Source organism: Nocardia sp. Tas62D01 (assembly GCF_055232035.1).
In genome coordinates this window covers 6,050,447-6,072,961 of record NZ_JBUYUZ010000001.1, presented here as the reverse complement: position 1 = coordinate 6,072,961, position 22,515 = coordinate 6,050,447, and the positions used below count along the sequence as shown (strand labels likewise).

The following is a 22,515-nucleotide window of genomic DNA, read 5'->3' as shown; positions in this document are numbered from 1 at the left end:
GCCCATCGGCGGGGCCCTGACCAGTAGTGGGCCATCTTCAATGGCAGACCGTAATCCGTGTTCTGCCAATGAAGATGGCCCAAGTGTGTTTTCAGAGCCAGTGTCGGCGGCCATTCAGTTGTCGGTGCGAGATGGGATGCTTCGGGCATGATCCCTTGGAACCTGCTTGTCATCGAGAGGGCTCTGCGGGTGAGCTGGGCTGCTGACACCTGCTCTGCGGATGACCTTGCTCGTGCCGACTGGGAACCTGGTAACCCAGGGTGGGGTCACTGCGAGTGCGCCACGAGGCGCTGTCAGTTCCGGATGGAGGTGAAAGACCTTTCATTTGTTCCTCGTCGTAGCGGGGAATTAAAGCTGAGGCAGCCTGATCCAGGAGTCGCTGGGGAGGGCGGGAGCAGCCTCGACAAAGTCACGTCGGTTCAGTACTACCGGATGGGCCGGGCGTGGTGAGCGAGACGAGAAGGTATACGCAAGGAACCGGTGTTGTTACGCCTCTTAAGAGCCCGCCAGCTCTAACCCGGTGGATTTGGGCTGGAACGCGGTGCATACGATTCGGGATATATATTTCTTTCTTTCCGGGTCGTAACTCCTGGTCGGATCTTCGTAGTCTGGGCTGGGAGGCCATGGTGAATGTCTACGGCGTAGCCGTGGCGATGCCGCAGGGGTAGAGCCGGGTGCCTAACTCGTCGACCGGATGACAGTGAACGTGGGAACCGCCCGCGTCTGTTCCGCATACTCTGCCTTTGCCAGAAGTGGGGTAAGTGGATAGGTGCAACGTCAGCCGAAGGGTGCGGGTGGGGCGGAGCCGCCGTAGTACTGCGAGTGCGGGAAAGCCGTCCGCAGGGCGAAGTTGCGCCGTCTAACTCGGCGTTGGATCACTCTCGCAGAGAGTAGAGGTTCGGAAGGAGCAGACCCTTTGGGTCACCCGTCTTACCTGGACGCGAAAGCGCGAGGGGACAACAGCATGGCGGGAAAGCGTGGAGCATTGTGAAGGCGTTGATGGTGCTGCCGCGCAAGACCCGTGTGATATGGCGAAGACCAGACTGTTTGAAGCCCAGTTCCCGGTGATGGAAATGTGCATCCTCCGACATACAACGCCCGGAGCGGAGCCACCAGCATCAGGCGAATCCCCTTTGCTTCGCCCCAACCCTTCCGGCTGGTGGGCGGTGGGCAACGAGCTCACTCAAGGGAACGGACGGGCCGCCTACGTCGCACTCGATACGTCCAGCGCAAGAGGAATTCGGGATCACCTACCGGGCGCGAGCCCCACGGTGACGGAGTGCCAATAGTAGTCGTGGGAGTGACGCCCCACCAGGGAGAGCGGGAAAGCCGTTCACAGGGCCAAGTGGCACAGGTGTCGAGGTTATCCGGATAGATGAGGTATGCGTAATGCAGAGAGCCGAAGTCCTGAGGGAGATCATCCATGAACGCGGTAAGAGAGGATTGCCACTGGAGAGATTGTATCGGCACTTGTTCAACCCGGAGTTGTATCTGCGTGCCTACGGCAAGATCTACCGAAACGACGGTTCCATGACGCCCGGCTCTAATCAGGAGACCGTGGATGGCATGAGCCTGAAGAAGATTCAGGCGATCATCGAAGCGCTGCGGTATGAGCGCTATCGGTGGTCCCCGGTAAGGCGTGTATATATCGACAAGAAAGGATCGCCGAAGAAACGCCGACCCCTGGGTCTGCCGTCGTGGTCGGATAAGCTGTTGCAGGAAGTGATCCGTTCCCTGTTGGAAGCGTATTACGAGCCGCAGTTTTCCGAACGTTCTCACGGCTTCCGGCCGGGGAAGGGCTGTCACACCGCTCTGACGGAAATATCGCAGTCGTGGCGCAGTATGACGTGGTTCGTCGAGGGAGATATCTCCCAGTGTTTCGACCGGCTCGACCATGGGGTGCTGCACTCCATTCTGGTCGAAGACATTCACGACAACCGTTTCTTGCGGTTGATCGACGGACTGCTCCAGGCTGGATATCTAGAGGAATGGCGTTACCACGAAACATTGAGTGGCGCACCGCAAGGGGGTATTTTGAGTCCTTTGCTCTCCAACATCTATCTGGACCGGTTGGACAAGTACGTCGAGACAACACTTCTGCCCGCCTTCAACCGGGGAGCCCGGCGCAGGCCGTATCTGCCGTATATGCGGGTGCACAAGGCAGCATGGAAGCTGGAGAAACGTGGTCAACGGGAGGAAGCGCGGCAGTTGCGTCGTCAGCTGCAACAACTTCCCTCTCATGACCCGAATGATCCGGGTTTCCGCCGGCTGCACTATATCCGCTATGCCGACGATTGGTTGCTGGGATTCTCCGGAACACGGCGGGAAGCCGAATTGATCAAGGAACAGGTCGGTAGGTTCCTGCGGGATCGTTTGAAGCTGGAACTGTCCGAGCCGAAGACCCTGATCACCCACGGGCGGACACAGGCCGCTCGATTTCTCGGCTACGAAATCGTGGTCCACCACAACGACGCCAAGCGCGATCGGAACGGTCACCGCTCGATCAACGGGCAGATCGGCCTGAAAGTGCCGATGGATGTCGTGCGGGGAAAACGCAAACCCTATCTGCGCCGCGGTAAACCTGCTGCTCTGCTCGCGCGTGCGCACGATTCGGACTTCCGGATCGTCGCGCGCTATCAGGCGGGGTTCCGGGGCATCGCGGAGTATTACCAGCTGGCCTACAACCGGCACCGTCTCGGCCTGCTGAGATGGATTATGGAACGGTCTTTGACCAAGACGCTGGGACATAAGAACAAGATCAGCGTCACCAAGGTCTGGAACCGTTACCGGTCCACCTGGCAGACGCCTGCCGGTCCCCGAAGGGGACTTCAGGTCGAAGTCGAACGCGGGAGCGGAAAGAAAGCCCTGGTCGCTCGGTGGGGCGGAATATCGTTGGCCCGCAGGACCATGAGGGTAACCCTCAAAGACGAACTCCCGGCGGTATGGAGGAAGCGCTCCGCAGAACTCATCGACCGGCTCATGACCGGCCGCTGCGAACTCTGCAAGAAATACACGGACGTCGAAGCGCACCACATTCGGCGACTGAGCGACCTCCCCTCGGAGAATGAGGCTGAGCAGCCCGACTGGGCAAAGCAGATGGCATCACGCCGCCGCAAAGCCCTTATCGTCTGTCGCGACTGCCACAAAGACATCCACAACGGATGTTCCACCCGGCAGGATTCGAGGAAAACGGCACTGGAGAGCCGGGTGCGGTCATAAGTCGCACGCCCGGTTCGGAGGGGGGCCGTCGGAAAAGGAGCCGCGCACGCGGACACCTCGCCGACGGCCTACCCAGCGGCGGCAGCGTGTCAAGCAAGGAAGGACTGTAATGACCGAAGACGCGCTGGTGAATATCGGCGCTGTGGAGTGGCCGGATGCTGATTCGGCGTACTTCACGGTACGGAGGATGCAGACTAAATTGCATCGATGGGCGGGAGAAGATACCTCCCGTCGGTTCGGGGATTTGTACAACCTCGTTTACGATCCGGCTTTTCTCGTGCACGCGTGGGAACGCGTGTCCGGGAATGCTGGGGCGAAAACGCCGGGAATCGACAGGGTCACAGTGGCCTGGATCGAGTCGGTGATCGGGGTTCAGGCTTTCCTGGAGTATGTTCGGAACCTACTGAAGTCGAGTGAGTTCCGGCCGGTCGAGGTCCGGCGGGTGATGGTTCCGAAAGCGAACGGAAAACTCCGCAAGCTGGGGATTCCTACCGTCGCTGACCGCGTGGTCCAGGCGAGTCTCAAGTCGGTGCTCGAGCCTATTTTCGAGGCGGATTTTCTGCCGTGCTCGTACGGGTTCCGGCCGAACCGGCGTGCGCAGGACGCGATTGCCGAGATACACCACTCCAGTTCCGGTAGCATGGATTATCACTGGATTCTGGATGCGGATATCGAGGCGTGCTTCGACGAAATCTCGCATACGGCGTTGATGGAACGCCTGCGGGTGAGGATCGGAGATAAACGTGTGTACGGGCTGGTGAAGGCATTCCTGAAATCCGGTGTCATGATCGGTGCCGGGGAACGGGAAGACACACCGAGAGGGACACCACAGGGAGGAATTCTCTCTCCGTTGCTTGCTAATATTGCCCTGTCGAGGCTGGATGAGCACTTCGACCAGCAATGGCAGGAACAGATGGGCACGAAATGGCAGCGGTCCAAACGTAAAAGGCAAGGGCTGGGGAACTGGCGTTTCATCCGCTACGCGGACGATTTTATCGTCATGGTTTCCGGCACGAAGAAACATGCCGAAGCATTACGCTTGGAGGTGGCGGAGGTGCTCGCCCCATTGGGGTTGCGGCTGTCGCCGGAGAAAACCCGAGTGGTCCACATCGACGAGGGATTCGACTTCCTCTCATTCACGATTCGACGCCTACGGAAGAGGGGGACGAATCAGTATCGGGTTTACACCACACCGTCCAAGAAAGCGATCCAGGCGATCAAGGACAAGGTGAAGGTGAAAACCTACAGATCCACCCGTGTCCTGAGGCTGGATGAGCTGCTCACCAGCCTGAACAGGACCTTGACGGGATGGGCGAACCATTTTCGCTACGGTGTGTCGAAGGCTGTGTTCAACGCGGTGGACCGATTCACATGGCTCCGCCTGATGCGCTGGATACGTGCCAAATACAAAGGCAAACACCGGCTCATGATGAAGGAGCTCCGACGCCGCTTCTGCGACAAGGGATGGAGGTTCGCTCACAACGGGGTCGTGTTCACCGGCGCAGCCAGCGTCACCGTGACCCGCTACCGCGGCAGCACAATCCCGACCCCGTGGACACCGAAACCGGCAACCGCGAGTTGACCAGCGGGCAAGACACGTGGAGCGCCCGGTGCCTCGAGACAGGCACGCCGGGTGCGGCAGGGGGCCTCGGAAAACGGATCGGCGGCAACGCCGACACCGCGTCCGGGGCCTACCTAACCATCACGGCGTTGATCGTCAATGACGTCTTCGGTGGTGACCTGATGGTCGGCGAGGTGCAGCTTGAAGGGAAACAGTGTGGTTTTCACTGGTGGAACCGGTTGCCCAGCGGTGTCGAGCTCGATCTGACTCGTGATCAGTTCCAGCTTGGTCAGACGGTGACAGCGGCTCGCGTTGTCGAACGTCCGCCTGGTCCCTTGTCCCGCCGGTGGAGTGAGTATCTTCTGTTGCGCGAGCGTGTTATCCGTCGTCTCGGTCACCTGCCAGAACCTGCCATGTGACCGGGCGCCATTCGGGAACTCTGGCTTGGGGCAGAACTCCAGCACGAACTCGTCTGCGCCGCCGCGCCCAAATCCCGCTCCAGTCAACAGAATCCGATCACTTCGACCCGGAGACCCCGGTAGAGGAGACGATGGAGGCGCTGCACGACGTGGTCGAGGCCGGCAAGGCCCGCTACCTCGGCGCCTCCTCGATGTGGGCGTGGCGCTTCGCCAAGATGCAGCACGCCGCCGATGCGAACGGCTGGACCCGGTTCGTCTCCATGCAAGACCAGTACAGCCTGATCCACCGGGAGGAAGAGCGCGAGATGTTCGGGCTACTCGCCGACCAGGGCGTGGGATCAATCCCGTGGAGCCCGCTGGCCGGAGGCAAGGCCACCCGGCCGTGGGGCGAGGGCTCGACCCCCCGCGCCGAGGTCAACCCCGACACCGACCAGTACGGCCGCCCCCTGTTCCTGGACTCCGACCGGGCCATCGTCGACGCCGTGGCCAAGATCGCCGACACCCGCGGCGTGTCGATGGCGCAGATCGGCATGGCATGGGTGCTGAAGAACCCGGTCGTCTCCGCGCCGATCGTCGGCGCGACCAAACCTCATCACCTCGCCGACGCCGTCGCAGCCCTCGACATCGAGTTGACCGACGCGGAGATCGCTTCCCTCGCAGAACCCTACGTCCCGCGCATGCCCACCTACTTCTGACCCGGGGCAGGAAACCAGCCTGCCCACGGGCGCCGAGCGCCGAGCGGTGTTCGTGCCGGACGAGTTCGCTGATCGGCGACGCCGGCTCGGTGAACAGCGACGGGTTGCCACACATCAACGCGACTTCGTATGCGGACTCGTCGGAAATGTGCTCGGTCAACGCGGCAGCAAGGTCAAACGATGTGTCAGGACCCGTCCCTCGAGCAGGGTGTCCAATGCGATGTTGCGGCCGTCCGGCAGAATCCCCAACGCGGGGTGATCGAAGCTCTGGATCAGGTCCCACATGTCGTCGGGATCGTCTAATGGGAGTCGATCAGCGCGCCTACGACCGGTGGTGACCAGTGGGAGGCAGTCTGATCAACCGAGCCGCCGGCCGGTGAGCACTTCTGCCGCCTGGAGTGTTATCCGATTCCTAGGGTTAGATCGTGCCCCGGCCGGCCGGTGAGGCTACCTGTAGCGCTGATGGGGTGTCGTGCCGGTCGAGCACTGATCCATTAGGTCGCCGCCGGGTCACCTTGGGCTCGAACAGAATTCGCTGCTCGACACAAGGGAGGTGATCGATGATCTTCGTCGGTAATGACTGGGCCGAAGCAGGCTTTGATGACTCCCTCCACGATCCACTCATACGAGCGGGACGCGAAATGGTGCACCTCGGCCACCGCATCATGAGCCTCTCATCCCACACCTGCGATGCGCCGGATACGAGACCGCGGAGTACGCCGAAGCGGTGCTACGTCGGTACATCGACTTCTACCGTGTGCCAGACGATTTGGACCAAGGCGTATCAAAACGCCTTGAGCGGCAACAGCTCCTGTACAAGGGAAACCATCGGTTCCATATCCTGATTGCCGAGCAGGCGTTGTCGACCACGGCCGGTTACGCCGTCATGGCAGGGCAGTTGGACAGGCTCCTAGCGGTCATCGGCTTACCCCGCGTCCTACTGGGCATCGTCCCGGCTCAGGCCGAATTGCCCATGCAGGTAACCAACTTCGCCATGTTCGATACCCGCTTGGTCTTGGTGGAAGCGATCACGGCATAGCTGACGGTCACTCAGCCCCGAGAGATCGCCATCTACGGCCGGATTTTCGCGGATCTGGCCGAACTCGCGGTAACGGGCGATTCGGCGCGAGCGCTCATCAGTGCCGCACTGCACAGACGGCAAGGACAGCCCCCGACATGACGGTGGGTGAGCCAGGACAGTTCCCCGGTGTCGGTCACCGCCCAGGCCAGCAGCCCGCCCGGTTCGGGAAACAGGGGGTAGGGGTAGTCCTCCGGCCGGGCCGCGGTCGCCGAGACCGACGTCTACATCGACGCTGCCTCCGGCGCGAAAGCCTCCCGCCCGCAACTGGACCTGGTTCTTAAGACCGCCCGCACCGGCGACACCATCGCGATCACCCGCCTGGACCGGCTCGGCCGTTCGGTACTGCACCTAGCCGAACTTCTCGTACTCGGCGTTACGCGACCAGATCACCACCGGCCAGGATTCCGGCGGGCCCTGGGGCCGCCGCCAGGGTAGCTTCCGGTGAAAATCCAACGATTTGAATCAGATTCGAGTACGCCCGGTCGGTGAGTCCAGGTAGACGGTGGAGCGGGCGACGTTGAACAGTTCGGCGAGCTCGGTGGTGGTGTGCTGACCGGCACGGTCGGCGCGCGCATCCGGGTCGGCCTAGACATCGCCCCCTCGTGCGGAGGACCATGGGTTTGGTAACGCTCGTTGTGCCCCGAACCCTGGCGGCACACCGAACAGCCACTGCGCATACGGGATCTTCGGTCCTGGGTATTGGTCGTAGTGACGCCCGATGGGTGGCACACGGTTGACAGCGCCGCCCGGTCGGGCATCGCGAGGATGCAAAAGCATCCACCACAAGCGGAGACGACGGGTAGGAGGCTCGACATGCTTGGTGAACAGGTGGGCGAATCCACTGGACAGACGACCGGCACGAGGGTGTTGCCCGATGAGGGTCAGGGGCCGCGTCAGGAGGTGACCGATCAGTCCGCCGGCACTCTCTGTGGGGTCCACGTCACCTCGACGTTGACTTATACCGGCACGATCCGCCCCAACGGCACCATCGCGGGAAGCGGGAACGGGGTCGTGGTGACCGCCGAGGGCGAGACCGCGACCCTCCGCGCTACCGGGGTGGGCCGCTTCACCCGGCCCGGTGCCATCAGTTGGCGGGGCGCCCTGTACTACGAGACCACCTCCTCGGCACTGGAGCGGCTCAACGGGATCGCCATCGTGTTCGAGTGGCAGGTCGACGAGAGCGGCAAGTCCGAAGGCCGGTTCTTCGAATGGAAGTAGCGCGAGCGTGACCCCGGAGAGGGCGCCCGGCGGCCGTCGCGCAGCGATCCTCGATAGATGAGATAGGACATTCTGTGACTGGTCGGCCTCGACCGCGACCCGGGCGCGGGCGAGCGCGCGGCGGTGCTTGGCCGCGCTCTGACCGGCAGCTCGACGGTGTACCGCGTTACGCGGCCTAGCGCGAGGGCAACGAAAGCCGCTGCTCCGGATCACCACGGCGTCGTGATCTCGGGAATTCGCCGGGTGCCACGGACGAGGTCGTCGGCGAGATCTTGATACGCATCATCGAGCTCATCGAGCCGGACCGAGGCGTCGGAGCACAGGCTGTCGGGGGCCGCGGCCAGCGCGATATCGGTGTACACGGTCAGCTGCGCAAGCTGATCGACCACCTGCCCCATCGTGTGGGCGTGCAGCCGGGCCGCAGGGAACGGGACCGGGGCCACCAACGCCGATCACCTGCATCAAACACGTGCGCTGCCAGTCGATCTCGGCCAGCTCGCACGCGGGGGTTTGCTCCCGAGTCTGATGCAGCACAGCGAGCTCACCGGCCGCATCCAGCACTGGATGATCGGTCATATCGGGAAGCCGCGACAGGCGGCCAGCACTGCTTCCTTGCTCGGAAGTCCGGTAGTCATCAGTCGTGATCCCCCCCATCGGTAGACGCCGTGCGCGACGCATGACATCGGTGGTCAGGTCGATGTAGCTCTCGACCAGCTCCGCCAGCCGATACCAGGCCGCATGCACCAGCGGGTCGGCCGGGTTGATCGTCATCAGCAGATGCCACGCCCGCACCTGAGCTTCGGCCAGCCGGTCGACGACCGCCCCCAACGTCTCGGTGTGCACACCGGCCCGAGGGTGTGGCACCGGCAGCCGACCCACCACCCACCCGTCGATTTCGGGCATGAGTTCATCTCTGCGGCAACGACACTCACGTACCTGCCCGAACAGTCGCTGCTCAAATATCAGGCCGAACTCGCGGGCGAGCGGCAACAGCGGATGCTCGCCGGTCTCCGAAGGAAATTGGTGTCCAACAACATTCGAGCCAAGGTGTCGATGCCGGGGCAATGCTGGACCTGAAGACCGATCTGCACAGACTGTGGACGCGGGAAAGCGATCGGTTTCCGAAGCAGTCCCTCTGCGGCCCGGTCGAGTCCATGGAGTGAGGGGATCGAGCTCATTTCGAGATCGGCCATAGTGGCGCCTACACCTGACGCAGCAGCTCGGCCACATAGCGGGCCAACTCGTCCCCAGCGTGGTAAACGCCGACTGTTCACATTTGTGTCTGCCGTTGTTCGCTGTCTATTCGGATCGGTCCGTAACAGTTCCGCTCGTGATCGGGCGAACACCGAGGTTCCAACACCTTCTGCTCCCGGCACTCGTGGTTCTTGCGGGTGTGGTCTCGAATAAACCTCAAATTGGGGCCGCGACATGATCAAGGCTTCCCGCCAGCGCGGTCCGGTGACTGGTAGGGAATGGAGAGCTGGCAGGGCGTCGACGTCGATCTGGAGGTGCTGCCGATCCGCGATGCTGCGGGCACAGGCACAGGCACAGGCACGATTGTCGAGTTCTCGTTCAAGTCGACACCCTGTCCGAGGCGACATCGCTACGTAGGTCAAGCCATTGCCCTGCTCGACTCCCGTGGCTGGCTGAACAGGACCGATGTGCTCGAGACCGACCTGATCCTGCATCGGTACTGACATCAGGTTGCTGGCCACAAGCTCTCAGAAAGAACATTCCGATTCATCTATTCACCGGGCCGCGCGTATCTGCGGCGCTACGCATTCCGCTTTCTGCCGAGTACCGAACGGACCCGGTCCAGTGACCTCCTCGAGCGGGCCCGACCAGCTGGGTATCGGCATCGTCGTCGAGGATTTGTGCCGAACTTTCCCGGACGGCTCGGGTCTACTGCCGACCGATCTCGTTGTCGAGCCCGGCGAATTCGTCTCCGTGCTGGGTCCTTCGGGTTGTGGCAAGTCGACACTGCTGCGTTGTCTGGCGGGTTTGGACCGACCACAGCGCGGGAGTATCCGGTTCGGAGATCGGGTCGTCTTCGACGCGGGCCAGGGCGTCTTCGTGCCGCCGCACCGGCGAGAACCAGGAATGGTGTTCCAGGACTTGGCTCTGTGGCCGCATCTGAGCGTCGGCGCCAATGTCGCCTTCCCGCTGCGGGTCCGGGGGGTGGGGCGCGCCGAGATGGCGGCTCGGGTCGCCGACGCACTCGCCAAGGTCGATCTCGAGGCGAGCGCGGCGAAGATGCCGCATCAGCTCTCCGGTGGCCAGCAGCAGCGCGTCGCGATCGCCCGCGCGATCGTGGCCCGGCCGCGATTGTTGCTGATGGATGAGCCGCTGTCCGCGCTCGATGCCGCGCTGCGCGCGCAGTTGCGGACGGAGCTGCGCGCGTTGACCACCGAACTCGGTGTCACCACGGTTTATGTGACGCACGATCAGGCCGAGGCGATGAGCATGTCGGACCGGATCGTCGTCATGCGCGCCGGACGCGTACACCAGCACGGCAGCCCGGAAGAGTTGTACGACAAGCCCGCGAATTCGTTCGTCGCCGAGTTCGTCGGCTCCTTCAACCCTTTGCCCGACGGGATCAGCGGCATACGGGCCGGTCGTGTCAGAGTGCTGGCCGACGACGAGACTGCACCCTCCGATCAGCGAACCGTCGCCGCCACCGTGCGTACGGCGGTGTTCGCCGGCGGCGGTTACGAACTCGGTTGCGACGTTGCCGGTGTCGACCGCCTGTGGATCGTCACGCACCGCCACACCTACTCCCCGGGCGCCGAGGTCCACCTCGCATTCGCCTCCGAGGACGTCATCATCCTCGCTTCCTAGAGGCATCGAAAGGAAAACTCATGTCACTCAATCGTCGCGCGCTGCTCGCGCTGTCTGGGGCCGCGCTGCTGGTCTCCGCCAGCTGCGGATCCGCCGTAGAAGAACCCGCACCGGTCCAGGGCTCGAGCACCTGGACCGCTCCCGCGGGCCTATCCGGGACGATCACCTTCTACTCGGCCAATCCGCAGGAGCTGACCGACGATCTGGCAGCCGCCTTCACCAAGGCGTCCGGGGTCAAGGTCGCGGTCTTCGCCGGTGAGACCGGCAAGATCACCGCGAAGCTCGACGCGGAGAAGAACAACCCGCAGGCCGACGTGGTCTACGTGGCGTCCTGGTCGCCCGCCGCGAAGTACGCGAAAGCCGGTGCCGCGCTGCCCTATCGCCCACAGGGCGCCGACCAGGTCCAGACCGGCTGGCTGGGACCCGACAACAGCTTCACCGGCCGCGACGGCTCCGCATTGGCGCTCGTGGTCAACACCAGGGTGTCCCCCGGTAAGCCCTCCGACTGGTCGGATCTGGCGGCCCCGCAGTACAAGGGCAAGGTCATCATGCCCGACCCGCGCGAATCCGGGACCGCGTCCGACCTGATCGCCGCCATGGTCGCCGCCTGGGGTAAGGACCGGACCTGGGAACTGTTCGACAAGCTGTTCGCCAACGGTCTGGTGGTGCAAGGCGCCAACGGTCCCGCCCTCGACGACGTGACCGCCGGTTCGCACGCGGTAATTCTGGGCGGTGTGGACTACTCCGCCTACTCGGCGATCAAGAAGGGCGAACCGCTCGCGGTCGTGCTCCCGTCGTCGGGTACCACCATCACACCGCGCCCGCTGTTCATCCTGAAGGACACCAAGAACCCCGAGGCAGCGAAGGCGTTCGCCGACTTCCTGATGTCGCCGCAGGGCCAGGCGATCTCGGCCTCGCACTACATGATTCCGGCCCGCAAGGATGTCCCCGCCGCCGAAGGCACCCACACGTACGGTGACGTGAAGCAGCTCGACTTCACCTGGGACAAGATCAGCGCCACCGGTGCGGCCGTACTCGCCGAGTTCACCACGCGCTACCTGCGTTCGTGACGACCACCACCGAGACGCTTGCCCCGCGCGCCGCAACGGTGCGGCGGGCGGGGCGGGGCCCCATGTACGCGCTGCTACTCCTGCTGCTGGTAGCCGTGGCCGCGCCGCTGGTCGCAGTGCTGTTGCGCGCGGTGACCGGATATAACGGTCAACCATCGGCCCTTGGTGAACTCTGGCAACCGAGCCAACTGCGGGTCCTCGCCAACACCGTGCTGCTCGGCCTACTCGTGGTTGTCATCGCCACCGCCATGGCCGCGCCGTTGGCGTTCCTGATGTCGTGGACCGCACTGCGGCGGCATCGCTGGATCGACATCGCGGTGATGGTGCCGTTCATGACTCCGCCGTATGTGGCGGCGCTCGCGTGGGTGGATTTCACCCGTGTCAATGGGCTGGCCGATCGCTGGTTGGGTCCCGCAGGCGCGATGGTGCGTGCGGTGGTGGAGAGTCCGGTCGGGATGGCCGCGATCATGGCGTGCGAGATCTTCACGTTCATGTACCTGCTACTGCGTGTCCGGCTGGACGCGGTCCCCGCCTCGCTCGATGAGATGGCTGCGGTCGCCGGGGCGACCGGCGCCCAACGCCTTCGATTGGTGCTCGCGCCGTTGCTGACACCAACCTACGCGCTCGGTGCACTGATCGTGTTCATCCGCGCGGCAGGCGAATTCGGCACACCGATCACCCTGGGCAACCGCATCGGATTCCCAGTGCTGGTCTCGGAGATCTACGGCAACGTCGCCATCGACCCGTTGAATTTCCCCCGAGCGGCAGCGCTTTCCAGTGTGCTGCTGACCGTCGGCATGTCGGTGTGGGTGCTGCAGCAGTGGGTCGCGCGGCGGGAAGTGCCGTTCGGCGGGCGGGTCGCGCGCCGGGCGACGGTGCGGCTCGGGCGCTGGGCCGTGCTGGGCTGGGCATGGCTAGGACTGATCCTGCTCGTATCGGTTGTCATACCGTTCGTGGTGATCGTGCTGGGCGCGATGACGGTACTGCGCTCCCAGCCGCCCAGCCTGAACAACCTCACCTTCGACTACTTCGCCCGGGTGTTGCGCCCCGGCGATGGCCTGATGGCGCTGCAGAATAGCGCGGTGCTCGCACTCATCGCCGCGACGATCGCGACCCTCGTCGGCGTGGCCTGTGCCTTGGCGATCGCTCGCCGCGAGCGCACCGCCATGACCGCGCGACGTGTGGTCGATCTGCTCGGCGTCGCTCCCGACACCATTCCGACTATCGTCCTGGTGATCGGGTTCATTTTCCTGTGGAACGCGCGCTGGCTGCCGGTCACCCCGTACAACACCCGCGGGATGCTGATCCTCGCCTACGCCGTGATCGCCCTGCCCATGGTGTTGCAGAGCGTGAAGGCCGCCCGCTCCGGTGTCGACGACCGGTTGCTAGAAGCCGCCGCAGTAGCGGGCGCCACCTCGGTGCAAACCTTCTGGCGCATCATGATTCCACTGCTGGTCCCCGGAATCGTGTCCGGCTGGCTGCTCGCCTTCCTGCTCAGCCTGCGCGAGGTCGTCGCCTCCTCGATGATTCGCCCGCCGACCCTGGATCTGCTGTCCCCGTGGATTATCTCCGAATTCGACCAGGGCCACCGCGCCGAAGCGATGGCCATGACCGTGATCGGCGTGCTCGGCTCCACCGTCGTCCTGGTGGTCGTCGAACTCTGGCGCCGCCGCATCAACGCGGCACGGCTGGCATGATCCGGCTCGCGCACGTCGCCGACATCCATCTCGGTGCGCGTCTGCGGGGGTTGCCCGACTATCCGGGCTGCCCGGAAATCGACCCGGTCGAATCCGCCTACGACGCGTTCGCCGCCTTGCTGGACCGGATCCTGACCGGAGGCTACGACGGGATGTTGCTCGCGGGCGATCTCTTCGACCGGAATGAGGTCACCGCCCGCGCGCGAAGCGTCGCCGAAGCGGCGTTGGCCGATCTGCACGACGCGGGCATCCCGGTCGCGCTTATCTGGGGTAACCACGACGCGGAATCCCCGCTGCCCGCACAACTTCGGTTGCCACCGACCACCTGGCTGGCCGGACCGCAGACCCCGTCGACCCGATTCTGGGACCACGCTGGACTAGCGATCCACGCGCAATCCATCGCGGATCCGGACGAGGGCCGCGACCTCGCCGCAGGTTACCCCGACGCGGTGCCCGGACTGCGCAACATCGGAGTACTGCACACCAGTCTCACCGGTGTGCACAGCCGCCGCACGTGTGCGCCCACCACGGTAGAAACGCTGGCCGCCCGCCGCTACGACTACTGGGCGCTGGGCCATGTGCATCAGCGCAGGACAATCGCCACCGACCCACTCGCCGCCTACTCAGGCAGCGCCCACGCCGCCCGCAAACACGAGTTCGGGCCGCACGGTTACCTCGAGGTGTCCGGCACCTCCACCATGTCCATTGTGCCGGTCGATACCGCACCCGTAATCCGCGAACCCCTGGTCGCCGCAACACAAGCCGACATCCAGAACTGCTTCGCGAGCTATCCGGACACCGACGCTATCGTTGTCTGGACGCTACGCGGGCCCCGCTCCTTGCTCGATCCCGCCCGCGAAGCCGCCCGCTGCCATCCGGGTTTCGCCGTCATCGGTGGCTGAAGGCGGGACACCTCGTCCCCGCTGGATACAGCCGGATCAGGCGCCTACTCGGGCGGACCTCGGTTACATTGACCGCATCCGCCAGCGACAAGGGGGCTCGGCATGTGGGATCTGCCGCGGAGCGACTTCGACTGCTTCTGCGAGGCCGCGTTGCTGGCGTGCGCCGTCATCGGCGGTCACCCGAGGTATATCGACGCGAATCTGCAGCTGCTGGAACACTATTCGCAGTCTGCCGAGCGGGATCTCGCGGCCGTCGCCGAGGATCCCGAGCGGGGCGTCGTGGACATGTCGGCGCACCTGCGCCACGTCGAGCGCGACGGACCGGTGCGCGAGGGCTGGGCGCAGGTGCGGCCCGACCTGTCCGGGCGGCTGCACCACACGGCCCCACCTGAGTCCGGGGCTTGGCGCACCCTCGACGTGGATCTGGCACGAACTCCCGCTCGTGACCGGCTCGCCGCGCTGGCGCCCCGCGCCTGCCGGATCGCCAACGATCGGATCGCCCACCTGCAGAGGTTCATCCAGAACGCGGCCGCGATCACGGCCCCGGGCGCGCGGCCACCGATCCGACGTGGACTGCTCTCGCTCATCAAGGAACTGGGGTTGGGCGATATCGCGCGCCCCGGGATGGCGCCATCCGACGTCGTCCACGCGCAGGAACAGCGACTCATCAGCGCGGTGTGGGAGCAGCGGGAGCTCGGCCTCGTCGATGGTGCGACCGCCGCCGACGCTCTGACCGCGGTCATGCTCGCCAGCGCCGTCGCCCAGTCCGCGGACGGCACGCAGGGCCTCGCGCTCTGGGCGCGGTATCTTGCCTACGCGGATGCGAAGATCACTGCCGCGCAATCGATGACGCCCCTCGCCCAGCTTGCCGTTCAGGATGGATATCAGGATATCGTCGGACAGCTGGCGGCGGGATTCCTCGATTGCGGGGAGCAGATGCGTGACGCGGCCGTCCATCAGCCGACCTACGATCGCGGCGGGTTCGCCAAGGCGCTCTACGACAGCTACCCCTATCTGCACGCGGCACGAACGATCGCCGCAGCGCTGCCCGTAACCGCCGAGCCGGGCACCGACGAGTCGCCCGCGGCGCGAATCCATCGGGTCGCCGACGAATGGGCCGTTCGGGTCGTGGACGGACTGTTCTACCAATGGTTCGACCTGGACAACCAGTGGCTGGACCTGGACCGGCAATTGATCGCGCAGGCGCTCGCCGTCGGTGACAACCGTCTCGTGCGACGTATCCTGCTCGACGGCGAGACGGCGCTGCTCCGCCCCAAATCGGCGCGCGCCCACCTGCTTCCAACCACGAAAGGCGACACATGAGCGACCTCGAGACCGCGGCCGCAGCGATCGCGGACGAGCTGGCCGCGGACCTTCCTCATCTGCAACCCCCGGGCGAGGTGCGGTTCGATCCGGCCACCCTCGCGGCCGTGGTGGGGCTGTGGCTGTTGAAGAACGTCGCGGACGGCATGGCCGAAGCGATCAAGGAGGGGTCCAAGTCCGGCACGCAGACCCTGCTGCAGCGGATCGGCGCCGCCGTCCGGCGTCGGGTCCGCCGGGATCTCCCCGAGGCCATGGGTTCCCGCAGCGATGACGCCGCGATGGACGCCGCCGTCGCCGCGGCCGAATCCGCGTGGACAGACACGCGTTCCCTGCGTCCGCCGACGTCCGAGGTACTCACCGCCGACCTCGTCGAGACGGCCACGAGCAACGTCACCGCCGCACTGATCGAGGCCGGACTGCCGCCCGTCCCCGCCGACCGAGTGGCCACCGCACTGCGAGCAGAGATTCGACGGCTGCTCGACGAAGCGTGAGCGCGCCTACCGTGACATCCGCTCGCCGGTGTCACGACGGGCCGCGCGACGAACCACCCGGCCGCTGACCGCGCTGGTGGAGCTCGGCGGGACCTGAGCGAGGAATCCGCCTCGGTGGATCCGGGCTCAGCGGTCGGACCGCCTACTGCTTGGCATCGTTCCAGCATCGCGCTCATCCTGGGGGCTTCGGCGTAGTGGGTCCGGGTGACGGTGGCCTTGGCGGCGACGCGAATAACGGTGTGGTGGCGGTAGCCGAGGGCGTCGGCGACCACCGGTCGGGCGCGCACCACTCGCCCAAAAGAGGGGTATTGAACGCGAACAGTGCCTGTGCGACACTTCGCTGCGATCTCTCATCTGGGGGAAATCCATTGCTAGAAAAGGTAATTCATCGTGCTCAATTCGCACAGGACAGCCGCCACCGTGGCGACGCTCGGTGTGCTGGCCGCAGCGGTCGCGCTCGCTGCGCCTCAGGCCGGGGCCACCGTCACGAGCATCGGTGTCGAGCACGGGCAGAGCTTCGGTAGCTCGGAACCCCCGCTCGGCACTGGCTGCTCCTACACGGTCGTCGCGAAGACGGAACCGGGCATGGAGGTGATCTTCCTCGACGAGGTCGGCGCAGACGTGTCCCACACGACATTCCAGCCAGCTGTTTTGACCGCAGATGCGTCTGGAACGGTGCGCACCACATGGACCCCCGACAAGAAGGGGCAGCACCAGATCGTGGTGGTCGAGCGGGTGTCGGATGAGGATTTCGACCCCTACTCCCACCTCACTCCACTGACCATCGGAACCGGTATCAATGTCGGCCCCGCGTGCGTCGTACTGCCATAATCACTTCCCGTCCGAGGGACCCTCACCGGTGCAGATCAGCGTGTGAAGTTTGTTCTCCACCTGGACTTTCGGATTGTTGACGCCCGCCTTTCGCCGACGGGATTCCGTACTGCTGGGCTCGCGCAATCAACTGTCACGTTGATGGCTGGTAGGAAATGGTGAATCCAGCGCAATCGCCGGAGACCGGTGTGTTGTCCTTGGCTCGGACGCCGGGCAGCACCCGGTCTGTCCCGCAGTCGGAGCAGCTGCCGGACTGTGAATTCCCGATCGTAGCAGGTGCGGCCCTCGAAACACCGAAACATACCCCCAGAAGACGGGGCTACATCCGTCCCGGAACTGGAAGCGAACCCGTTAAGCGTGAGGTTGGTTCAAATGAAAACAGGTCAGGCCAACCAAACCGGTCCGGCTCGTCTGGACGGTGCCGGGACAGTTCGGTTTCTGCCTCGACCAACATTTGCATGCAGAGGTCGGCTTCGCTCATTCGCGCGTGCGCCCGGGCCGCCATCGTCGCTACGAACGCGGTCAGGCGCCGATTCCCGCTGCGGCGCGCCCACGACAGCGACCCATAGACGCACTCGGCGCCATGGGTGGATCACCACTCCAGGTGCTCATGAATCCTGCGTTCGGACCGCCGGCGAACGCGACCAAATCCAACGCGCCAGCTCGTTCCGCGGTCCGGCGGGCGCTGGTGAACGATCGCTCGGCCAGAGCGACGCTGCCCCGGTCGAACAGCATCTGCGCGAGCACTTCAACGACCCGTCCGACGGCTGACTCCGACCGCTGGGTGCGGGCACGATCGGATGGGCCCGCACCCAGCCCCGCAAGGAATCCTCGCCACCTCCGATGAATTGGCGCGACGACGCCGGTATGTACTCGCGACAACCCTTCGGAGGAGGACTTCGGACATGAATATGACCGTCGGTCAGCGCTGGGTGCTGGCGCTGACCTCACTTGCCGGATTGATGATCGTGCTCGACGCACTGTTCGTCACTACGGCGATGCATGCCATCCAGCTCGATCTACAAGCATCGATCGCCGAGTTGGAATGGACAATCAACGCCTACAACTTGAGTTTCGCGGTGCTCTTGATGGCGGGCGCAGCGCTAGGTGACCGCTACGGCCGCAGGCGGGTGCTGGCCGGCGGGTTGACCCTGTTCGGTGCGGCGTCGGCCGGGTGCGCGCTGGCGCCGAGCCTCGGCTGGCTGATTGCCGCGCGGGCGGCTCAAGGGATCGGTGCCGCCGCAATCATGCCGGTAGCTGTGGCCCTGCTGTCGGCGGCATTTCAGCCGGAACAGCGGACTCGAGCGCTCGGACTATTCGCCGCGGCAACCGGATTGGCCACTCTCGGCGGACCGCTCGTCGGCGGCGCGGTCGTGCAGGGCTTGGCCTGGCAGTGGATCTTCTGGCTGAACGTGCCGATCGGCGCGGTGCTGATCCCCTTGGTACGCACGCAGCTCACCGAAAGTTTCGGCCAGGCACGCAGATTGGACTACGCCGGGATCGCGCTTGTGAGCATCGCCGCACTCGGCTTGGTCTTGGGTCTGATCCGGGGGAACGAATCCGGTTGGACCAGTGCCGAAGTCGTGCTGACCTTCGCCGCGGGGGCGGCGGCCCTGATCGGATTCGTCCGCTGGGAGCTGCACACCGCCGCGCCGCTGATTCCGATGCAGTTCTTCGCGTCCCGTGCCTTTTCCGCGGGCAACGCGGTGGGATTCCTGCTGGCCGCCTCGATCTTCAGTGGCGCATTCTTCTTCGCCCAGTTCCTGCAGGTGGTGCAGCAGCACGGTCCGCTGGGCGCCGGACTGCGATTGGCACCATGGACAGTAACGCTATTCCTGGTGGCGCCCATCGCAAGCAAGCAGGTCAACAGGTTCGGTGAACGTCCGCTTGTCATCACCGGTCTGCTGATGCAGGCCATCGGCTACGGCTGGATCGCGCTCGCCACTCGCCCCGACCTGCCGTACGCTGCGATGATCGCACCATTCGTGATCTCCGGCATCGGCGTATCGATGGCCATCCCCGCGGCGCAGAGCGCGGTGCTGCGCGCGGTGCCGATGTCTGCGGTCGGGGCCGCGTCGGGCACCTACAACACACTGCGCCAGCTCGGCGGCGCCTTCGGGATCGCGTTGCCCGCAGCTGTTTTCGCGGCGGTGGGCGGCTTCGCCTCCGCACAAGCATTCAATGACGGGTTCGCCGCCGCGATCGGGACGGCCGCCATTCTCGCTCTGGCGGGTGCCGCGATCGGCCTGCTGGTTCCTGCCGGCGCACCAGTTCCGGCGGACGCGACCGTTCCCGAGGATGCTCCGGGCGTGCCCGGTCCCGCCGAACCACCGGTCGCCACCGAGCCACCGGTTGCCACAGGCTCGACGGCATCCACGGATCGCAGGGGAACGACAGCATGACCAGCACCGACACGCGTCACACCAATTCCACGGTAGGTTATGCACCCATAACGGTCAGTGCGGATTTCGCGGCCCAGACGGCGCCCCACCGGCCCGAACTGCTGGCGCATTGCTATCGGATGCTCGGCTCAATCCACGACGCCGAGGATCTGGTCCAAGAGACGATGTTGCGCGCCTGGCGCACCGCCGACCGGTTTGACGAGCAGCGGGCCTCGATGCGCACCTGGCTGTACCGGATAGCGACCAACGCCTGCCTGACCGCGCTCGAGCAGCGCGGCAGGCGGGCTCTGCCCACCGGGCTCGGCGGTCCGAGCGAGGTCATAGTCACCCACCCGGAACGCCATCCGGAGATCCCGTGGATCGAGCCGATTCCCGATGCGCTGCTGGGCAATTCGGCCGACGACCCGGCAACAGTGGTGGCAGCGCGCAGTGGCATTCGGCTCGCGTTCATCGCGGCACTGCAGCACCTACCCGCCCGCCAGCTGGCCGTGCTGATCCTGCGCGACGTGCTCGCCTGGTCCGCGGCCGAGGTCGCCGATCTACTCGAAACCTCCCCCGCCGCAATCAACAGCGCATTGCAGCGCGCCCACGCCCAACTCGAAAAGGCCGCCCCGATGCTCGACCAGATGTCGGAATCCCTGAGCCCGGACGAACGGGCGACCATCGACCGCTACGTCCATACCTTCGGCAACGCCGACATGCAGGAGCTCGCCAAGCTGCTCCGCGACGACGTGGTGCTGGAGATGCCGCCCGCCCTGCTCTGGTTCGCCGGCCGCGCCCACGTCCTCGAATTCTTCGCCGACAAGGCGTTCCTGCCCTGCCAGGCCGATTCGGACCCGGACAAGTGGCGCGGCGTGCGAACAGCCGCCAACACCCAACCCGCCGTCGCCTACTACCTGCGCGACGAAAACGGCATCCACCGAGCACATTCCATTCACGTTCTCACCGTCACCGACTCGGCCATCGATCGGATCACCGTCTTCCTCGAACCAAAGCTGTTCCAGCGCTTCGGCTTGCCTTCGACCCACTGATCAGGTCCGTTGCACCCTCAAGTCGCTCGCAACCCGGCCAGCATGATGTCGACGGCTTCGGTGCAGGACTCGCCTGGGCGGGTTCAGATCTGGAGCGTCATCAGCCGGACTGTGCCCGGCCAGCCGATTCTGGAACTGAAATCACTGATGCAGACCGGTTCCATTCCAGGTCGCGGTCAACGAGCACGCCCACAACGCCCGCGCCCTTCGCCGAGCACGGCGCGGCAATCGCCCTGCTCGGCGAGGTATCGTCGCAGACCCTGCGCGAGGCGCTCGACCCACTGCTCGCCGAGCCCGACCGGCTCCAGGCCGTCGCGCAGCAGGCCCACCGACACGGGGCGTCGAGAGCCGCACTGCAGTGCACTACGCGATCGTCACATGCGTTCGGGTGCAGCGATTCCCAGCAGTCCGTTGCTGGAACCGCACCAGCTGACCAGGGGTTCTACAGTTTCGAATTGTGGTGCGAGGCAGCGGGTTCGGGTGCGGATCTGTTATGGCGTGTCGGCAACACCGTGGCGCTGCCGGTCGTGACCGGCCGCGGTGACGGCTCGTATCTGACCGCGTCCGGACACGCTTTGGTCGGCGATGCGGCGCCGGTAGCGGCTGTGAACACGATCGGAGTACACACCGCAGACTGGGCATGCGGCCTTCTCGGTACAGGTCGTGGCCTCAATCCGCACCCGTCGAGCAGTGGTGTCGACGGCCTCGATCCGGATGCCCATCCAATGGGGAAACAGCAACTGCACCAACGAATCTGCTGAACCGATCGCAACCACGATGAAGCATCTGTAGCGTATCTGGTTGCAACACAGCGTGATCGACACAAGCGGATCAGCGAATGTGTGCCAGAGCCACCTACAAATGGCCATTGACAGACGGGAACTGCTTCGATAACACTGATCACGCCGAGCTGGTGGGCATCGGTTCTCTGTTCAGCTTCCGAGGGGTGTGGTTTGCAAGTCAAACGAATCAATTTGCGACGAGTCAATACCTTGGCCGTAACCACGCTGGCGGCATTGACCGGGCTAGCGCTGGTTCCAGCGCAAGCCTCCGCCGATGCCAGAGGGTGCAACGGCGACATCTGTATCGAGATCTGGGGTTCGGTCGCCGCTGGCGCACGGGTACAGATCTCTTACACCGGCAATTCGAATCTTTCGCGGCAGTACGGTTTGATCACAAAGGTTTCGGGCGCGTTGTGGTCGCCGAAATACATGAGTGACCGCTCCTACACTTGGGACAATCTGTATCTTCCGGCACAGCAGCTGTGCGCGACCATTACGTGGGGCGATAGTGGCCCGCCGGGCTATCCGTGCCTGGATCTCAGATGATCTTGCCCGCGATCATGGCCTCTAGCCTCGATCTTTCGCCCGGCCTGCGGCCTGGCGTGATCGGGTTCGGATTGGGTTTTGCTGCGCTGCTGGCAGCTTATGGGCAAACGGGGGTTGGACCGGTCAGCGGGTGTCTGCCGGGTTCCACGGGCCCGGTGGGGTTCCTTTCGGTGATCAGAGGGGCGGATTCTGGCTGGTCAGTCGGGTTGTAGTCGGGCGATCGCGGTGGTGAGTAGTGCGGTGGTGGGTGCGTGCCGGGGTAGGTGTAGTCGTGTTCGGCGGGCGTGGCGGGCGATGCGTCCGGGGAGTGAAAACAGCCATAGCCGAAGGGTTTTCGGTTCCCCAGCGGCGGGCGGGATGATCGTGTAGGGTGTCGCCTGCCAGCGTGAAGGGACCACTGGTTTGCCAT

22 protein-coding genes and 2 pseudogenes are annotated in these 22,515 nt (G+C 64.6%); 20 read left to right on the top strand and 4 right to left on the bottom strand.

The window, feature by feature from the left end; genetic code table 11:
• The first annotated feature begins 147 nt into the window (after positions 1-147).
• From ACV7NQ_RS28895 to ACV7NQ_RS28875, 5 genes are all read left to right on the top strand, one after another.
• Positions 148-450 (top strand): YunG family protein, encoded by a 303-nt coding sequence (locus tag ACV7NQ_RS28895; RefSeq protein ID WP_463362485.1) that lies wholly within the window; start codon positions 148-150, stop codon positions 448-450.
• Between the two features lie 939 nt (positions 451-1,389).
• A complete protein-coding gene (locus ACV7NQ_RS28890) occupies positions 1,390-3,219 on the top strand; it encodes a reverse transcriptase domain-containing protein (RefSeq protein ID WP_463362484.1) in 1,830 nt (609 codons plus the stop codon).
• Positions 3,220-3,328: 109 nt separating this feature from the next.
• On the top strand, positions 3,329-4,801 hold the full coding sequence (gene ltrA, locus ACV7NQ_RS28885; protein WP_463362483.1) for a group II intron reverse transcriptase/maturase: 1,473 nt from the start codon (positions 3,329-3,331) through the stop codon (positions 4,799-4,801).
• Entirely contained in the window at positions 4,771-5,199 is a 429-nt protein-coding gene (locus ACV7NQ_RS28880; RefSeq protein WP_463362482.1) for a YunG family protein, read from the top strand. Before ltrA ends, ACV7NQ_RS28880 begins: the two co-directional genes overlap by 31 nt.
• Positions 5,196-5,894: an aldo/keto reductase gene (locus tag ACV7NQ_RS28875; RefSeq protein ID WP_463362481.1), complete on the top strand. Its 699-nt coding sequence runs from the start codon at positions 5,196-5,198 to the stop codon at positions 5,892-5,894. Before ACV7NQ_RS28880 ends, ACV7NQ_RS28875 begins: the two co-directional genes overlap by 4 nt.
• Before the next feature lie 156 nt (positions 5,895-6,050).
• Here ACV7NQ_RS28875 and ACV7NQ_RS28870 read toward each other — a convergent pair whose 3' ends face one another.
• Positions 6,051-6,179: a hypothetical protein gene (locus tag ACV7NQ_RS28870; RefSeq protein ID WP_463362480.1), complete on the bottom strand. Its 129-nt coding sequence runs from the start codon at positions 6,177-6,179 to the stop codon at positions 6,051-6,053.
• A 391-nt stretch (positions 6,180-6,570) separates the two neighbouring features.
• On the opposite strand from ACV7NQ_RS28870, the gene ACV7NQ_RS28865 reads away from it, so the two are divergent.
• The 3 genes and pseudogenes from ACV7NQ_RS28865 (at position 6,571) to ACV7NQ_RS28855 (ending at position 8,193) form a co-directional block, all read left to right on the top strand.
• Complete coding sequence (locus tag ACV7NQ_RS28865) at positions 6,571-6,933, top strand: Scr1 family TA system antitoxin-like transcriptional regulator (protein WP_463365858.1); 363 nt, start codon at positions 6,571-6,573, stop codon at positions 6,931-6,933.
• A 264-nt stretch (positions 6,934-7,197) separates the two neighbouring features.
• Positions 7,198-7,410, top strand: a pseudogene (locus tag ACV7NQ_RS28860) (recombinase family protein); the annotation flags it as partial.
• A 393-nt stretch (positions 7,411-7,803) separates the two neighbouring features.
• Positions 7,804-8,193: a hypothetical protein gene (locus ACV7NQ_RS28855; RefSeq protein ID WP_463362479.1), complete on the top strand. Its 390-nt coding sequence runs from the start codon at positions 7,804-7,806 to the stop codon at positions 8,191-8,193.
• A gap of 291 nt (positions 8,194-8,484) precedes the next feature.
• Here ACV7NQ_RS28855 and ACV7NQ_RS28850 read toward each other — a convergent pair whose 3' ends face one another.
• Positions 8,485-9,057: a hypothetical protein gene (locus ACV7NQ_RS28850; protein ID WP_463365857.1), complete on the bottom strand. Its 573-nt coding sequence runs from the start codon at positions 9,055-9,057 to the stop codon at positions 8,485-8,487.
• Between ACV7NQ_RS28850 and ACV7NQ_RS28845 the strand changes: the two genes are divergently transcribed.
• The 11 genes from ACV7NQ_RS28845 to ACV7NQ_RS28795 all read left to right on the top strand — a co-directional run bounded on the left by ACV7NQ_RS28845 (position 8,971) and on the right by ACV7NQ_RS28795 (position 20,778).
• A complete protein-coding gene (locus ACV7NQ_RS28845; RefSeq protein ID WP_463366121.1) occupies positions 8,971-9,270 on the top strand; it encodes a hypothetical protein in 300 nt (99 codons plus the stop codon). The two genes, ACV7NQ_RS28850 and ACV7NQ_RS28845, sit on opposite strands and share 87 nt — an antisense overlap.
• Positions 9,271-9,665: 395 nt before the next feature.
• Positions 9,666-9,890: a hypothetical protein gene (locus ACV7NQ_RS28840; protein WP_463362478.1), complete on the top strand. Its 225-nt coding sequence runs from the start codon at positions 9,666-9,668 to the stop codon at positions 9,888-9,890.
• 121 nt (positions 9,891-10,011) lie between these two features.
• Entirely contained in the window at positions 10,012-11,031 is a 1,020-nt protein-coding gene (locus tag ACV7NQ_RS28835) for an ABC transporter ATP-binding protein (RefSeq protein WP_463362477.1), read from the top strand.
• A gap of 20 nt (positions 11,032-11,051) precedes the next feature.
• On the top strand, positions 11,052-12,101 hold the full coding sequence (locus ACV7NQ_RS28830) for an extracellular solute-binding protein (protein WP_463362476.1): 1,050 nt from the start codon (positions 11,052-11,054) through the stop codon (positions 12,099-12,101).
• Positions 12,098-13,798, top strand: coding sequence for an ABC transporter permease (locus ACV7NQ_RS28825; protein ID WP_463362475.1), 1,701 nt, complete (start codon positions 12,098-12,100; stop codon positions 13,796-13,798). The genes ACV7NQ_RS28830 and ACV7NQ_RS28825 overlap by 4 nt, the downstream gene beginning before the upstream one ends.
• On the top strand, positions 13,795-14,700 hold the full coding sequence (locus ACV7NQ_RS28820; protein WP_463362474.1) for a metallophosphoesterase family protein: 906 nt from the start codon (positions 13,795-13,797) through the stop codon (positions 14,698-14,700). The genes ACV7NQ_RS28825 and ACV7NQ_RS28820 overlap by 4 nt, the downstream gene beginning before the upstream one ends.
• Before the next feature lie 102 nt (positions 14,701-14,802).
• A complete protein-coding gene (locus tag ACV7NQ_RS28815) occupies positions 14,803-16,023 on the top strand; it encodes a hypothetical protein (RefSeq protein ID WP_463362473.1) in 1,221 nt (406 codons plus the stop codon).
• Positions 16,020-16,514 carry a hypothetical protein gene (locus tag ACV7NQ_RS28810; RefSeq protein ID WP_463362472.1) on the top strand — a complete coding sequence of 165 codons (495 nt, stop codon included), beginning with the start codon at positions 16,020-16,022 and terminating at the stop codon, positions 16,512-16,514. Before ACV7NQ_RS28815 ends, ACV7NQ_RS28810 begins: the two co-directional genes overlap by 4 nt.
• A gap of 390 nt (positions 16,515-16,904) precedes the next feature.
• Positions 16,905-17,345 carry a hypothetical protein gene (locus ACV7NQ_RS28805; RefSeq protein ID WP_463362471.1) on the top strand — a complete coding sequence of 147 codons (441 nt, stop codon included), beginning with the start codon at positions 16,905-16,907 and terminating at the stop codon, positions 17,343-17,345.
• Between the two features lie 905 nt (positions 17,346-18,250).
• Positions 18,251-19,747 (top strand): DHA2 family efflux MFS transporter permease subunit, encoded by a 1,497-nt coding sequence (locus tag ACV7NQ_RS28800; protein WP_463362470.1) that lies wholly within the window; start codon positions 18,251-18,253, stop codon positions 19,745-19,747.
• Positions 19,744-20,778, top strand: coding sequence for a sigma-70 family RNA polymerase sigma factor (locus ACV7NQ_RS28795; protein WP_463362469.1), 1,035 nt, complete (start codon positions 19,744-19,746; stop codon positions 20,776-20,778). Before ACV7NQ_RS28800 ends, ACV7NQ_RS28795 begins: the two co-directional genes overlap by 4 nt.
• 491 nt (positions 20,779-21,269) lie before the next feature.
• On the opposite strand, the gene ACV7NQ_RS28790 is transcribed toward ACV7NQ_RS28795, so the two are convergent.
• Entirely contained in the window at positions 21,270-21,602 is a 333-nt protein-coding gene (locus ACV7NQ_RS28790) for a hypothetical protein (protein ID WP_463362468.1), read from the bottom strand.
• A 150-nt stretch (positions 21,603-21,752) separates the two neighbouring features.
• On the opposite strand from ACV7NQ_RS28790, the gene ACV7NQ_RS28785 reads away from it, so the two are divergent.
• A complete protein-coding gene (locus ACV7NQ_RS28785) occupies positions 21,753-22,106 on the top strand; it encodes a hypothetical protein (protein WP_463362467.1) in 354 nt (117 codons plus the stop codon).
• 197 nt (positions 22,107-22,303) lie between these two features.
• On the opposite strand, the pseudogene ACV7NQ_RS28780 reads toward ACV7NQ_RS28785, so the two are convergent.
• Positions 22,304-22,478: pseudogene (locus ACV7NQ_RS28780) on the bottom strand (transposase); the annotation flags it as partial.
• Positions 22,479-22,515 lie beyond the last annotated feature (37 nt).

What these genes read in the sequence shown, in the direction of transcription:
- ACV7NQ_RS28895 (WP_463362485.1), top strand. Translation starts at nt 148, where the DNA reads ATGATCCCTTGGAACCTGCTTGTCATCGAGAGGGCTCTGCGGGTGAGC.
- ACV7NQ_RS28890 (WP_463362484.1), top strand. Translation starts at nt 1,390, where the DNA reads ATGCAGAGAGCCGAAGTCCTGAGGGAGATCATCCATGAACGCGGTAAG.
- ltrA (WP_463362483.1), top strand. Translation starts at nt 3,329, where the DNA reads ATGACCGAAGACGCGCTGGTGAATATCGGCGCTGTGGAGTGGCCGGAT.
- ACV7NQ_RS28870 (WP_463362480.1), bottom strand. Translation starts at nt 6,179, where the DNA reads ATGTGGGACCTGATCCAGAGCTTCGATCACCCCGCGTTGGGGATTCTG.
- ACV7NQ_RS28845 (WP_463366121.1), top strand. Translation starts at nt 8,971, where the DNA reads ATGCCACGCCCGCACCTGAGCTTCGGCCAGCCGGTCGACGACCGCCCC.
- ACV7NQ_RS28840 (WP_463362478.1), top strand. Translation starts at nt 9,666, where the DNA reads ATGGAGAGCTGGCAGGGCGTCGACGTCGATCTGGAGGTGCTGCCGATC.
- ACV7NQ_RS28830 (WP_463362476.1), top strand. Translation starts at nt 11,052, where the DNA reads ATGTCACTCAATCGTCGCGCGCTGCTCGCGCTGTCTGGGGCCGCGCTG.
- ACV7NQ_RS28820 (WP_463362474.1), top strand. Translation starts at nt 13,795, where the DNA reads ATGATCCGGCTCGCGCACGTCGCCGACATCCATCTCGGTGCGCGTCTG.
- ACV7NQ_RS28815 (WP_463362473.1), top strand. Translation starts at nt 14,803, where the DNA reads ATGTGGGATCTGCCGCGGAGCGACTTCGACTGCTTCTGCGAGGCCGCG.
- ACV7NQ_RS28810 (WP_463362472.1), top strand. Translation starts at nt 16,020, where the DNA reads ATGAGCGACCTCGAGACCGCGGCCGCAGCGATCGCGGACGAGCTGGCC.
- ACV7NQ_RS28800 (WP_463362470.1), top strand. Translation starts at nt 18,251, where the DNA reads ATGAATATGACCGTCGGTCAGCGCTGGGTGCTGGCGCTGACCTCACTT.
- ACV7NQ_RS28795 (WP_463362469.1), top strand. Translation starts at nt 19,744, where the DNA reads ATGACCAGCACCGACACGCGTCACACCAATTCCACGGTAGGTTATGCA.